Consider the following 13,717-nt stretch of genomic DNA (forward strand, 5'->3'; position numbering starts at 1 on the left):
GCGAGGGTAACGCGGTCCCCCGCTTTGGCGCGCAACTCTGGCTTCCTCATCGCATAGAGCAGAAACTATTCTTCTCGCAAGCAAGTACTAAGTAGTAGAGGGAAATGGATATGTTCTCTCATCAAAGCGCAGAGGAGGCCACCACATGAGTATAAGCGCTAACAAAGCTATCGCCGCCAAATATGTTGAAATGTGGGACAGCGGTAATACAGATATAGCGGATGAAATCCTGGCTGACGATTTTGTTGACCACTCGTATCCCGAGCAACCACCTGGCCCCACATCAATAAAAAAGCGCGTCACAGCCTACCACCAAGGCTTCCATAACACCCACCACAGCGCTAATTTTATGCTTGGCGAAGACAACATGGTCGCGCTCTACTTCACACGACGCGGAAAACACAAGGGAATGTATGCTGGCTTCCCTCCCACTGGCAAAGAAGTAGTCCTGACAGGTGCGGACTTCATGCGCATCGAGCATGGCAAGATAGCTGAGCTCTGGAGCGCGCAGGATGGCCTAACCTGGGCCCAACAGATTGGTCTAAAAGCGCCAAATTAGGCGAATGGAGCGAGGCAAGCGCCCAGCAACAAAAGTTGTGGGCATTTGCCTCGCTCCATTCGCCAGATATCATGGCATAAAGATGTAGAATTAGAGTTGGGGTGGACCCTGATGAATACGCTGCCGCACCTGCTCAAGCGTGTGACGTGGATAAAAGCTCTCAAGCCACCAAGTACCACCCACTTCGGCAAATGAAGCAACCTGAGCCGCATCCGAGGCTTTGTCAGTGCCACTGGTCAGCCCCCCAACAATAACTTCAAAAGGAGTTGTGAGCGTACGCTGCGCGGAGGTATAGTCAAGGATCTCACGGAAGTCATCCGGCGTGAGCGCACGCTCGACCATCAGGGGAAAGACACCATCCCACTGCGCAGCACGACGGAAAGGCTTTTTATGAGGCCAGTTGCCTGCGACCCAGATAGGGATACGCGGTTGCTGAAGTGGTTTTGGCAGAAATTGTACCTGTGAAAGCTGATAATGCTGGCCCTTATAGCTAACTTCCTCGCCGCTCCAGAGTTGTGTCAGAATTGCGAGACCTTCATCGAGCATCTCTCCACGAACCTTCGCATCTGTTGGCCCCCCAAAATCACTATATTCTCTACTTCGATCACTGCCAAGACCAATGCCGAAAATCAGACGTCCTTCAGAGAGAAGGTCGAGCGTCACTGTCTCACGCGCGAGTTTCCAGGGCTGACGACGTGGTAAGGGCGTGACCATAGGGCCAATCTTGATGCGTTTGGTTCGTAGCGCAATCGCGGCAAGTTGAATCCAAGGATCAGCCACCACTAGAGGTTCAGAAGATCCTGCGATTCTATAATTGATGTGATCCCAGAGGAAGAAACCATCCCAGCCCTCTTCCTCAGCTTCATGTGCCAGTTCGGCTACAAGGTGGGGATCGCTGAAAGGGCCAAAGTGGGGAATATCGATAGCAAATTGCATATGTGATCTTTCTTTTTGACGATCATAATAACATTTACAAACTTCTATTTACAACTAACGCATGAGCGCCGTACTGGACTCTTCCCGCACCACCGGCACTTGTTGAGGCAGGTTAGGACGTCGCTTGCGTAAGCGTAAGCCTGTCACAAAACCTGTGCCGGAGAGAATAATGCCGAAGCCGAGAAATGTACTTAATGTGAGCGGCTCATGCAGCAACACAACACCCCAAAGGATACCGAAGATTGGCACAAGAAATGTCACAGTCAAGGTCCTGGTAGGGCCTACGTGCTCAATCAACCAGAAGAAAAGCAAGTACGCAAACGCCGTACACACCAGGGCAAGAGCAGCAACCGATAACACAACAGGCATTGCTGGAACACGTGTTGGTGGTGCAATAACTGAGAAGGGTAGAAGAAAGGCACCAGCGCCTAACTGGCTACATGTCGCCAGGGCGAGTGAGCCAGCACCCCGCGCATAGACCTTTGTATAGACGCCCCAAAACCATAGCAAGCGGCGGCTGCAAGCGAGGCTGCAATGGAGAGCCCCAATTCAATTGTGAGAGGGAAGGGACTCCATCCTACCAGGACCCCAACCCCAAGTAATCCTAACATAAGGCCAATCACCTTAGGTATCGTCAGCGCTTCTTTGATCCAGATTGCAGCTATTACGGCTCCAAATAACGGCGTAGTCGCGTTCAAGATTGCAGCCAATCCCGCGGTAAGGTGCAACTCTGCTGCGGCGATCAGTGTAAACGGAATAGCCGAATTAATAATACCAATCACCAGATAGTGCCGCCAGCGCTGGCGCAGTTCCAGGTGGTTTCGCGTCGCCAACACAACCAGTAGTAGCGCGGCACCTGCAATCAGGACACGCATTGTCATTAGCACGACCGGCCCTAGAACCGGCGCAGCAATACGTATAAAGAGAAACGACCCTCCCCACAAGACCGAGAGCAGGAATAATGAGCCCCCATCCTTTATCTTCATAAGCTGCTCCTCATAACTCTCATTTATTTCATTCGATGTTTTTAGTATAATAGGGTTTTATGGTAAAGTGTATATAAAAAGAAAAGTAGAATAGTGCATTGGCTTACGATACAAAGAAGGATTCGACATATGACCTTAGAAATCGAGAAACTTCTTGATGAGACTGGCTGGCAACTTTTGCAGGAGCTACAACAGAACGCTCGCCTCTCGTATAGTGAGCTAGGACAACGAGTTGGGCTCTCCGCACCAGCTGTAGCGGACCGTCTACGTCGGATGGAGGAAGCTAGTATTATCAACGGCTATCGTGCTGAGATCAATCTAGCTGCCGTGGGCTTGCCAATTATGGCAATCATTCGTTTGAGGGATATGGTGGGGCAGAGTTGCCTACGAGTGATGAACTGGGCAAGCGAGATTCCCGAGGTGATCGAATGCTACCGCGTCACGGGGAACGACATGATAGTCCTGAAAGTAGTTACAACCTCCATTGAACACCTGGATAACGTGATCGCTCAACTTAACATGTATGGTAGCCCTTCGACCTCGGTAGTCTTGTCGCGTCCAACACAACCACGCGTGATTACACATGATCTTATACAGAGCAATACAGAGACGCATTAAAGGCAAGAAGGAAGCAGCAGGCAAGCCTCGCAAACCGCTTCCTTCTTGGCTTATCTATACGCGACCCTAATTTACAGGGCCATTATAGTTGCTCGCCACCTGCACATCATCGAAGTACATACTGGTTGGCGCATTGTTGAAGATTAGCACACGCGCGTATTTATTGGTCATGGAGAGATCTCCATCGATGGTTCCACGCGAGATCCCATTCAGCCAGACCTCGGCGTGACCACTCTGATCCTGGAAATCCTGAATCTCCAGACTATACCAGGTATTGGCACTGACAGAGTTGTTAGGCGTCGAGATGCTGTAAATCTGATTCGAGCCGTTCCAGAAGTAGATGTCAAAAGCATGGGAATTACTATTGTAATCGACCTCCCAGACAGGGCCATCGTTCTGGTTGCGCCCGATAGCTACGACACTCCCATTACTGACATTCGCGATGCGAATATAGAAACGCGTATAAGTATGAGCCTGTGCCGAAGCTAGTGGGGCACCGAGATAGGCATACTGGTTATTGCCATTGGTAATGGAGACGGCCCTAGTCCCGCTATGCGTCGTGGTCGACTCTATGCTAACTGTACCCGAGCCATCACTATTGGGCAATGACCATTTGCTCGTATTACCGCTCTCAAAGCCATCATTCAGGTAGACTGTTGAGTTAACCCCTGTACCACTCAAGCTAACTGTATGTGGGCTTCCATTCGCGTTATCGTTAATCGTCAGCGTCGCGCTGCGACTCCCAAGTGAGGTTGGAGTAAACGTCACATTGATTGTGCAAGAGGCATTGGGAGCAAGCGAACTCGAACCAGTTGGGCAATTATTGCCCTGGCTGAAATCGCCAGCATTGGTGCCACTGATTCCGATACTGCTGATTGTAAGGAAGGCCGTTCCATTGTTAGAGAGCGTCAGAGCCTTGCTGCCACTGGCAAGATTTAAGTTCTGCGTACCAAAATCCAGGCTTAGCGGATTGATAGTAATACCAGGAGTTGGGACTACCCCATTGCCCGCCAGAGATGCGGTATGTGGACTCCCACTGGCATTGTCACTAATCGTTAACGTAGCGCTCTTGCCGCCTTGAGAGGCTGGAGTAAAGGAGACGCTAATAATACATGAAGCATGCGCAGCGACGCTGCTCCCACAATTATTGCTCTGGCTAAATTCGCTGGCATTGGCCCCTGTGAGACTGATACTATTGAGCGTCAGGCTACTATTCCCATTGTTAATCAAGGACACATTCTGAGAGCTACTGGCTGTGTTGACATTCTGATTGCCAAAGCTCAAACTAGCAGGGCTCAGGCTCACTCCTGGCGGCGTTGAACTGATAAAGTTATTGAGCAGATTAGCCGTCATACGCTGGATACCAACATTGGCATAGGTATTACCCTGCGAGTTGTCCAGACCCAGACTCCACTGAATTGTTCCCGCGTTAAAGACACGCGCGCCACTAGGAGCTGTATAGATTGTTGTATCAGCATGTGAGTTACCAGTGCCACAACAGGCATTAACAGGCGAGGAGCCAAGGATAGTCAGCCCCGCAGGCGTCGCGCCATTGTTGAAGACCTTATCATACTCATAACCAATAATGCCCGGCACCTGAGAACCATTCGTGAGACCAGTTCCAGCATAGACCCAATGCGAGGTGTTCTGCGCCACAAAGGGATAATCCTGATAAACCTGTTGTTCAAACATACCTCCCAACATGGCATTCTCAGGCCTGTTGACCACCGGATCACGCCAGAGGGTAGTTACAACCGAATTATCCAGACCATACATTGGATCTGGACCGGGTGGGACATTAAAGTTAGCGAAGTCTTTATACCCTACTTGGATGCGGTCAGCCGTCCCGGCGGAATCAGGAGCCAGACGAATCTGCCAGTAGGAAGTATTGGCCCCAAAGAAGCCAACATTGACACCGGCAGCAATAGCCCCCTCGACATTATCGCGCATGGACTTGGTCCAGTACTCGTCATGTCCAACTGAGAGAAAAGCTTTATGATTGGTAAGCGGGTTGGTGACGTTTTCACTTGTATCGATATCAGTTGTGTAAGAGATATCGTACCCCTGTGATTCCGCCCAACGCACAAACTTATACTCCCACCAGAAGTAGTGACCCGCGCCATTGCTATCGCCCGGATTAAAGGGGCGATTGAAGGACACCTTTGAGGCATGGGGGCCGCTGAAAATCGCGCCATTGGTATTGTTATTATAGAGGCTGGTCCCACCCCAGGTATTGTATGCCTGATAGGTCGTGACACTGGTCTGGAAGAGAAGGTCTTCGTGTCCCCCATCATTGCGCACAACAAAAAAGATAAAGCTCGAATGGTTCGCGGAAGAAGTGAGCTTTGCCAAGTAAACGCCAGTAACCCAATCGGTCGGAACTGTCAGCGTTGTGGTCTTTGTCCAGTGACAATCTACAATGCCGGTCGTAGCATCGGGCGTGGGAATGGCCTGATGCACACCTGGAAAACTCCCTAGAGAAGCGACTTTGCGTGCCCCCAGTCCACCATACCAACCCGTCCGAAATATATCAATGGAAACACTTGCGGCGGTCGTTGTCACGAAGAAATCAACGGATTGACCATGATTGACACTTATTCGAGAACCATAGCCAGAAATAAGATCGGGTTGCAGTTCGGAAGCGAAATCGTTCCAGCCATCGGTACCCGGCTTACTATTCTCTATCTGGATCGCGTTTTGCGTGTTCTGGCTATCACGCGATGCCAGCGAGATCGTATGCGTTATGGTAACATACGCCACGGGGAGCAGGGCACCTATCAGCGCACAAACCAGAATCAAACGCAGCGAACGCCTTTCAGGCGCTTGAGCATTGCTTGCCGTCGTTAAGCGGCCTTGGCGAATACTTTTCACAGCTCGCCATCGCTGTACCAGCTTTATCATCCCTTTGCTCTCTCTTCTCTCGGTGCTTCACCGAGATCGACTTCTCTCCACATATGCAGGCATCATAAGATACAACTCCACTACAACTCTAGCGAATCACGGTATCCACAGTGTGTAGAAATTGAGAGCAAAGCGGTGTTCAAGATGGGGTAAAAATGGATGTTGTGTACACGCCCTTGTCGCACCTCTGAAATTGTTTAGATGTGTATACTGGCAATGAGAAAGATGCAAGCCTCCTCTAGAAGGGAGGCAGCTCAAGGATGGGCATCAATATATTGTGGCTATTTAGTCTTGTCCGTACCGACGCCCTATTCGAAAAACCTGAGCACGCAGTGCCTCGGCATGGGGATCACAGCAACACTAGATGCTAATCACGCAGCATTGGTTCTCGAATAGGACAGCTAGCCAGTGTTGTCTAGCAGCGGATGAGGACTTAAAGGAAAGGTGCGCATCATGACTTCACGAAACGATTTTACCCAAGAAGAGTGGAAACTCATCTGTCACGCGCCACTAAGTATCGGTAGCGCAGTCGCGTCAGCCTCCCCCAGTGGACTGGGCGATACCATAAAAGAGAGCATGTCTATCGTCAACAGTATGCGTCAGGCTGCTGAGCGTCACCCCGAAAGCCAGCTTATTCAGGAGATCATGCCTAAAGGTCTTGGTCGTGAACAGCTAGAGACGTGGACCACGACAGCGCGTAGCATCCTTCAACCCAATGAGGCTGCTCGCTCAAGGACACAAAGCATTGAGGAGTGCCGCCAGGTAGCCAATGTCCTACAGAGCAAAGGCACCCCCCAGGAGGCCCAATCCTTTAAACTCTGGCTCCTTGAGGTTGGGCGCGACGTCGCCAACGCAGCCACAGAGCGTGGCAATACCAGTGCCATTAGTAACGAAGAGGCCCAGGTACTTCAAGACGTCGCCAATGCGCTTGGCGTTCCTGACCGCTAAAGCGCGTCGATAAAACGAGAGAATACGACCTCTTTCCCTCAGAAGAAGGGACACCTATAAAATGGTTGCCCCTTCTTCTTCCTCCAATCCATTGCGTTCTCAGGCTCGATCATCTACTCTATATTCAATGATCAACTACGCATATTGGAGGAGAAAATGTCACACGTCAACATTCAAGATTATGAAAAAGCCGCGCAGGCATTGCTAGAGCCGGCCTACTGGGACTACTATGCTGGGGGCAGCGACGATGAGATTACACTGCGAGCCAATCGCGCCATATTTGACCACATCCGCCTGCGACCACGGATATTAAAAGATGTAACAACATGCGATACTACAACGACTGCTCTCGGCACGCCACTCCCCATGCCTATCATCGTCGCCCCTACCGCCTGCCACAATCTGGCACACCCAGAAGGTGAATGCGAAACCGTACGCGGGGTAAGTCAGGCTGGGACGATTATGACAGCCTCGTCCGTCTCTAGCCGGAGTCTCGAAGAGATTGCCGAAGCCGCCAGCACGCCACTATGGTTCCAGCTCTACATCTACCAGGATCGAAGCATCACCATCAATCTACTGGAGCGAGCCAGACAAACAGGCTATCGTGCCATCGTCCTCACCGTTGATGTACCGCGCCTCGGCAATCGGGAACGAGACCTGCGCAACAACTTTAAGCGCCTGGACTCCGCCAACTTCGTAGTCAACGATGTGACACAACTCCGGCGCTCGCTCACCTGGAAAGATATTACCTGGTTACGATCACTTACGCCCTTGCCACTCCTCATTAAAGGTATCCTTACCGCTGAAGATGCCATCATCGCGCTTGAACATGGAGTTGATGGCATCATTGTCTCCAATCATGGCGGACGGCAGCTCGATGGTGCCATCTCTGGACTAGAAGCGCTTCCTGAGATTGTCGAAGCAGTCGCCGGGCGCTGTGAAATCTATGTCGATGGTGGTATTCGACGGGGCACAGATGTCCTCAAAGCGCTTGCACTTGGAGCGCGAGCTGTCCTGGTGGGACGTCCGATCCTCTGGGGGCTTACTGTTAAAGGACAAGATGGAGTAAACCATATCCTGGAGCTATTGAAGTCCGAGCTTGAGCTCGCGATGGCACTCTGCGGCTGCCCTACCCTCAACGATATTACGCCCTCGCTCGTCAAACTATAAGAAAGATGAAGGGGAAATGCTCAAATCACCCCTTCATCATTAGATACAATATGTAGACTGGTCATGCGTTCATTATATATAACATTAAACCAACTGACTGGCAAAGTTCTTGAGAGCTGATGCAGCATTGCCACGGTAGGGCTTCCCATGTCCTAAGCAGAGAATATCCACATTTAGCTCAGCGACTTTGCGAATGGAGCGCTTGGCTTCATCCAGGTCAGGCGTGGCTGCTACCATTGGCAGAAGAAAACGTCCAGACGGCGCACGCATCATCACATCGCCACCGAGAAGCAGCCTCTGTTCCGGCAGCCAGAAGCCGCATTGTCCAGGGCTGTGACCGGGTTCATCGACGACCACTAAACCTGGAAATACTTCATCAAGCGTATCACCTTCTTTCAGCTCATAGTCAACAGGCACCGAGACGTTATTGCGCAGATGTGGTCGCACCCAGGCAGTATAGACCAATCTATCGAAGCCGCCCAATTGCGCAGGATTGGGATGCAACGGCTTCTTCTCGCCCCGAATGACTGCACTCTCATAGCGATGATGTGCATAGACCTTCGCTCCTGTAGCTTGTATCAAAGCAGCCAGGCTCCCATAATGATCCCAGTGCGCATGGGTCAGGAGAATACGTTTGATATCACCAAGCTGATATCCACTCCTCAAGATATCTTTCTCTATTTTGGGAAAGGCTGTTGGTGTACTGGTATCAACCAGCGTAAGACCATCGGAAGCCTCTAGCACGTACACATTCCCAAGCCGCAAACCTTCAATGCATGAAATACCATCCATAATGAGCTTCATACTATTCTCACCTTCATAGCGGAGTATCGCAACTAAGATTCCACGGAATATAACCTCAATTGCAACGAAATTAGTACCAAACAGTACTAAAACAATGGTAAAAAAAGAGCGAGCGCGGACTCGCCCATAGGATAGAACTAAAGGAGCTATGAAAGGCGCATCAGAGCAAGTAACGCATCTCGTTCTTCGAGGATCACCTGACCCTCTTGCCTAACACTTGCTACCATCAAGCTCCCTTCTAACCAGGAGATGAAAAGAGAAGCTAGCGTTCGTGAGGAGAGGTCTTTCCGAACCTCTCCACTGCGTTTCCCTTCGTCAAACAACTCTTCAAGGCGTTGAGATTGCTTTTGAAACGCTTGAGCGAGACGCTGCCGTAGCTGTTCATTTGTTTTTCCAGCTTCTACAACCAGCGAAAGCAAAGGGCAGCCACCAGAACAATCACGCGCAATCAGCTCATCGATGACACAGTTGGTATACCGTGTAAGCTTCTGCTCAAGCGAACCCGAACCCTGTAATACTTGGGCCTGAAAGTGGCCTTGCAAAGAAGAGATATAACCATCCAGCACAGCAAGCGATAGCTCATCCTTGCTTTTAAAATGGTAATAGATATTGGATTTAGAAACACCACTATGCTTTACCACATCGTCCATACTTGTATTGGCGAAACCACGGACGCGATACAATTCTGAGACGACTTTGACCACATAGTCACGATTTGATATGCTTCTCATAACTAGAACTATACAGTACTAAAAATACATTTGTCAAGGAAAGCCGAACTATTGCCCGGCTACATCAGAAGTGATTAAACCACCGAAGCGTATGTGAGCAGTAAGAAGACCCTATCACAATAAATGCAAATGGCTTCTGTTGAACAGAAAAGAAAATGCTGATTTAGAAATATCCAACATTTTGCGAAGCGCCCCCTTGACTTTCGTTGTTATGCTGTGCTAATATCCGACTGTTGGACTCAGGTATTAGGTCACCCTAACATTTGGTATCCAGATTCGAATATTTGAGCTGAGACCCTGTATAACAATGGAAGCAAAGCAAATTGACGCCTCATTGGTCGCTTGCTTTACATCAAAGCATCATTTAAACTAAGCCATAAGGAGTGCATACCAGCTAAGGCGGATAGCACTCTCATGCATTTGCTTATGCAGCAGTGCCCATACAGGGAGGTAGGCAGCTCATCTTATATTGACCATTCTTGGTCAATATATTCTCAAAAAGGAAGACATAATGATGTCATCAAAGCGGGGTATGCACCTCCTTGTGTTGCTCATGTGCAGCAGCCTATCGCTATTTCTCTTTGCCGCTTGTGGATCAAGCACTGGCAGCACTAACAGCACAAAAACCTCTGTGACCATTAACGCTTACGATAACTATTTTGATCCGAAAGTGATTACGGTGCCAGCCAATCAAGACGTAACTGTCACCTTTATCAACAAAGGAACGAACGTACATATCGTCGAGATCAAAGGTCTGGTCGCGGAAACGACCTTGCAGCCCGGACAGCAAAAGACCTTCACCATTAAGCCACAGAACCGCACATACCAACTCTATGATGAGCTCTATGTCGGCAAGGGCATGGAAGGGCAATTCACCGGTACCGATAAGGCAGTGAGCAACATTACTCCCACCACCAGTAGCACCGACGAAAACACCAAGCTTCAGAGCGCGATTGAAGCTTATAAGAAATATGTCACCCAACAGGCGGATGGTCTGGTCACCAGCACACAACAATTCGTTGATGCTATCAACGCGGGTGACATCAATAAAGCCAAAGCGCTCTATGGCAACACCAGAGAATACTACGAGCGTATTGAGCCAATCGCATCATCCTTTGGCGACCTCGATCCTAACCTGGACGCGCGCGAGGGCGATGTACCCGATGCCCAGTGGATGGGCTTCCATCGCCTGGAGAAGGCTCTCTGGATAGATAAGAAGACAAAAGGTCTTGAGAACTATACCACGCGCCTGATCAGCGATGTGAAAGCACTCCGTAAAAACATTGATACATTAACACTCAAACCGACCGATATCATTGACGGCGCAGTCTCGCTCCTCAGTGAAGCATCACACTCCAAGATTAGTGGTGAAGAGGATCGCTATTCACATACCGATCTCTATGATCTTGCAGCAAACATTGACGGCTCTCAAGCCGCCTTCAATTGCTTCAAAGATTACCTGAGTGTCAAGAATCCTGGTCTCCAACAGGATGTTACCACCAAGTTCCAGAAGGTAGACGACGTCCTCAAGCCCTTCCGTACCAATGACGGTTTCGTGGATTATTCTACGCTCAAAGATGGTGACAAACGCTCGATAGCCCAGGGCATCGACACAGCGGGTGAGGCTCTTTCTAAGGTTGCCGTCACCTTCCCTAAGAGCTAAGAAATCCGAGTGTAGACGATGCGTGCATGATGGTATACACTTCACTGGTAGTTGTAGGCAAGTTTCTCCCTACAACTACTAGCGGAGACAAAAGGCAGTGCAACAAGTATAAAACAGGGTAAAGTGGCTATGAGTCAGAAAATCAACCGGCGTAACATTCTCATCTCTACAGGCCTCGCAGGTGCGGGAGTAGTCCTGGGAGGCGGAGGAGGATACGCGATTGCACAAACGCAAGGACAGCGCACCATGCAACACAATGAAGCCAATATCATCCCATTCTATGGGAGCCAGCAATCAGGCATCGTTACACCTCAGCAAAATCATCTACATTTCGCCGCCTTTGACCTGATCACCGAGAACCGCGATGATATCGCGACCCTACTCAAGATCTGGACAGCTACAGCGGCGACAATGGCATCAGGCAAACCCATTGGCGAGGGTACCTTCCCCGAACACGCAGCACCTCCAGATACAGGTGAAGCCCTGGGACTTCAGGCATCCAACCTGACCATCACTTTTGGTCTCGGGCCCACACTCTTTACCAAAGACGGTAAGGACCGCTATGGCCTGGCCTCACGCCGACCAGAGGCTCTGGTTGATCTTCCTCCCATGGCTGGAGACGCGCTCAAAGAGGAAAGGTCAGGCGGTGACCTCTGCGTACAGGCATGCTCAGATAATCCACTGGTTGCCTTCCACGCCATACGCAACCTGGCTCGCCAGGCACGCGGGTTAGCGGTTATGCGCTGGTCTCAACTCGGCTTCAATCGGACAGCGAGTACCAGTAAGAAACAGGAAACGCCCCGCAACTTGATGGGCTTCAAGGACGGAACAAATAACCTCAAAATCGAAGATCCAGAGCTGATGAAGCAGCATGTCTGGGTAGGAGATGAAGGACTCTCCTGGATGCACGGCGGCTCTTATCTTGTAGCTCGACGGATTCGCATGCATCTAGAATCATGGGATCGCGATTTCCTGGCAGACCAGGAGAAGGTCTTTGGGCGTCGCAAAGTCAGTGGAGCCCCTTTCAATGGAAAAGAGGAGTTCGACGCTGTAGATCTGAACGCCAAGCACCCCGATGGGACGCCCATGATCGCCACACAAGCCCACATCAGGCTAGCAGCGGAAGATACCAGCATTAAGATTCTGCGCCGGGGCTACTCATTTACCGATGGCATGGATATTACTACAGGAGAACAGGACGCGGGGCTCTTTTTTATCGCCTTTAACCGTGATCCCCGCAAGCAATTCATTCCATTGCAGACAAAACTGGGTCAGCAGGATCTACTCAACGAATATATCACACACAACGGAAGCGCGATCTTTGCCTGCCCTCCAGGAACGCATGAGGGCGGCTTCATTGGCGAGGCACTCTTCGCGTAACAGGCTATGCTCAAAGAAGGAGTCAAATCACGTAATGTTCGCAAACTTTATTCCAACTTTTGTCCTCTTCTTACGTGAGGGTCTAGAAGCCAGCATGATCGTAAGCATCTTGCTTACCTCACTGCGTCAACTTAAGCTGACACGTCACAATAAAGCAGTATGGATTGGGGTCGTACTGGCAATTATTTGCGCCTTTGGTATCGCCATCCTGCTCAAGACGGTCAGTGATCTCTTCAGCCCTGACTTCCTCAATATCTTCAAAACTATTACCTATTTTGTCGCCGTTGTTATCATTACGTGGATGACCTTCTGGGTGCAGCATCATAGTCGGACCCTCAAACAGGAACTCACCACTCAGGCGAGTATGGCATCATCCGGCTTCGCGCTGGGACTCCTGGCTTTTAGCACCGTCGGACGCGAAGGCATCGAAACGGCTATCTTTACGCTTGCTTTCGCTTTCCAGGCGGATACCCTGGCACTGTTAGGCGGGGCGCTGCTAGGCGTTCTGGTCGCTATCGCGCTAGGCGTGCTCATCTATCGCTTTGGGTATCGTCTCAACTACCGTATCTTCTTCCGTGTCATGGGCATCCTGTTATTGATTATGGCATCTGGCCTCTTCAGCAACTTCCTCCTCGGTTTACAAGACGCAGGCTGGATCAACTTTGGTACCGATCTGGTATGGGACGCGAGCAATATTGAATGGTTGAGCGAGAGTAAGAGCGTGCTTGGTAGCCTGCTCCACATCTTCGTGGGCTATACCGATATGACCACAGTCCTGCAACTGGTTGGTTTTATTATCTATCTATGCGTTACCGCTGGCTGCTTCTGGTGGGCCACACGAGCATACAAGCCCGCGAGCAAAATTGAGCCATCTGGCGAGGCTCAGCCTACGGTGAATTCTGGTAGCTAACACCTTTAGACTTCACCTCTCGTCACCAGCGTGACCAAAGGCGCACAGATGACGAGAGGTGAGGTCATTTCTTTTATGAATAAAGATTCAAGCAATACAGTACAGCTTCTG

13 protein-coding genes are annotated in these 13,717 nt (G+C 50.3%); 7 read left to right on the plus strand and 6 right to left on the minus strand.

What is annotated here, in order from left to right:
• The first annotated feature begins 145 nt into the window (after window positions 1-145).
• Window positions 146-559 (plus strand): ester cyclase, encoded by a 414-nt coding sequence (locus K3T82_RS41025; protein WP_220199271.1) that lies wholly within the window; start codon window positions 146-148, stop codon window positions 557-559.
• A gap of 90 nt (window positions 560-649) precedes the next feature.
• On the opposite strand, the gene K3T82_RS41030 is transcribed toward K3T82_RS41025, so the two are convergent.
• From K3T82_RS41030 to K3T82_RS41040, 3 genes are read right to left on the minus strand one after another with little or no spacing between them, the layout of a single operon-like run.
• Window positions 650-1,495 (minus strand): LLM class flavin-dependent oxidoreductase, encoded by an 846-nt coding sequence (locus K3T82_RS41030; protein ID WP_220199272.1) that lies wholly within the window; start codon window positions 1,493-1,495, stop codon window positions 650-652.
• A gap of 54 nt (window positions 1,496-1,549) precedes the next feature.
• Complete coding sequence (locus tag K3T82_RS41035) at window positions 1,550-2,005, minus strand: DMT family transporter (RefSeq protein WP_220199273.1); 456 nt, start codon at window positions 2,003-2,005, stop codon at window positions 1,550-1,552.
• On the minus strand, window positions 1,924-2,481 hold the full coding sequence (locus K3T82_RS41040; RefSeq protein ID WP_220199274.1) for a DMT family transporter: 558 nt from the start codon (window positions 2,479-2,481) through the stop codon (window positions 1,924-1,926). The genes K3T82_RS41035 and K3T82_RS41040 overlap by 82 nt, the downstream gene beginning before the upstream one ends.
• Window positions 2,482-2,610: 129 nt before the next feature.
• On the opposite strand from K3T82_RS41040, the gene K3T82_RS41045 reads away from it, so the two are divergent.
• Window positions 2,611-3,099: an Lrp/AsnC family transcriptional regulator gene (locus tag K3T82_RS41045; protein WP_220199275.1), complete on the plus strand. Its 489-nt coding sequence runs from the start codon at window positions 2,611-2,613 to the stop codon at window positions 3,097-3,099.
• A gap of 66 nt (window positions 3,100-3,165) precedes the next feature.
• Here the strand turns inward: K3T82_RS41045 and K3T82_RS41050 are convergent, their stop codons facing one another.
• A complete protein-coding gene (locus K3T82_RS41050; protein WP_220199276.1) occupies window positions 3,166-6,000 on the minus strand; it encodes a N,N-dimethylformamidase beta subunit family domain-containing protein in 2,835 nt (944 codons plus the stop codon).
• Between the two features lie 453 nt (window positions 6,001-6,453).
• Here K3T82_RS41050 and K3T82_RS41055 point away from each other — a divergent pair, with 453 nt between their 5' ends.
• Window positions 6,454-6,948: a hypothetical protein gene (locus K3T82_RS41055; RefSeq protein WP_220199277.1), complete on the plus strand. Its 495-nt coding sequence runs from the start codon at window positions 6,454-6,456 to the stop codon at window positions 6,946-6,948.
• 156 nt (window positions 6,949-7,104) lie between these two features.
• Window positions 7,105-8,118: an alpha-hydroxy acid oxidase gene (locus tag K3T82_RS41060; protein ID WP_220199278.1), complete on the plus strand. Its 1,014-nt coding sequence runs from the start codon at window positions 7,105-7,107 to the stop codon at window positions 8,116-8,118.
• Window positions 8,119-8,202: 84 nt separating this feature from the next.
• On the opposite strand, the gene K3T82_RS41065 is transcribed toward K3T82_RS41060, so the two are convergent.
• Both K3T82_RS41065 and K3T82_RS41070 read right to left on the minus strand, forming a co-directional pair.
• Complete coding sequence (locus K3T82_RS41065) at window positions 8,203-8,922, minus strand: MBL fold metallo-hydrolase (RefSeq protein WP_220199279.1); 720 nt, start codon at window positions 8,920-8,922, stop codon at window positions 8,203-8,205.
• Between the two features lie 146 nt (window positions 8,923-9,068).
• Window positions 9,069-9,653, minus strand: coding sequence for a TetR/AcrR family transcriptional regulator (locus tag K3T82_RS41070; protein WP_220199280.1), 585 nt, complete (start codon window positions 9,651-9,653; stop codon window positions 9,069-9,071).
• A 511-nt stretch (window positions 9,654-10,164) separates the two neighbouring features.
• Here K3T82_RS41070 and efeO point away from each other — a divergent pair.
• The 3 genes from efeO to K3T82_RS41085 all read left to right on the plus strand — a co-directional run bounded on the left by efeO (window position 10,165) and on the right by K3T82_RS41085 (window position 13,606).
• Window positions 10,165-11,316 (plus strand): iron uptake system protein EfeO, encoded by a 1,152-nt coding sequence (gene efeO / locus K3T82_RS41075; protein ID WP_220199281.1) that lies wholly within the window; start codon window positions 10,165-10,167, stop codon window positions 11,314-11,316.
• Window positions 11,317-11,445: 129 nt separating this feature from the next.
• Window positions 11,446-12,696: an iron uptake transporter deferrochelatase/peroxidase subunit gene (efeB, locus tag K3T82_RS41080; RefSeq protein WP_220199282.1), complete on the plus strand. Its 1,251-nt coding sequence runs from the start codon at window positions 11,446-11,448 to the stop codon at window positions 12,694-12,696.
• Between the two features lie 34 nt (window positions 12,697-12,730).
• Window positions 12,731-13,606: an FTR1 family iron permease gene (locus tag K3T82_RS41085; RefSeq protein WP_220199283.1), complete on the plus strand. Its 876-nt coding sequence runs from the start codon at window positions 12,731-12,733 to the stop codon at window positions 13,604-13,606.
• Window positions 13,607-13,717: the final 111 nt, after the last annotated feature.

The organism is Ktedonospora formicarum (assembly GCF_016587355.1).
GTDB lineage: Bacteria > Chloroflexota > Ktedonobacteria > Ktedonobacterales > Ktedonobacteraceae > Ktedonobacter > Ktedonobacter formicarum.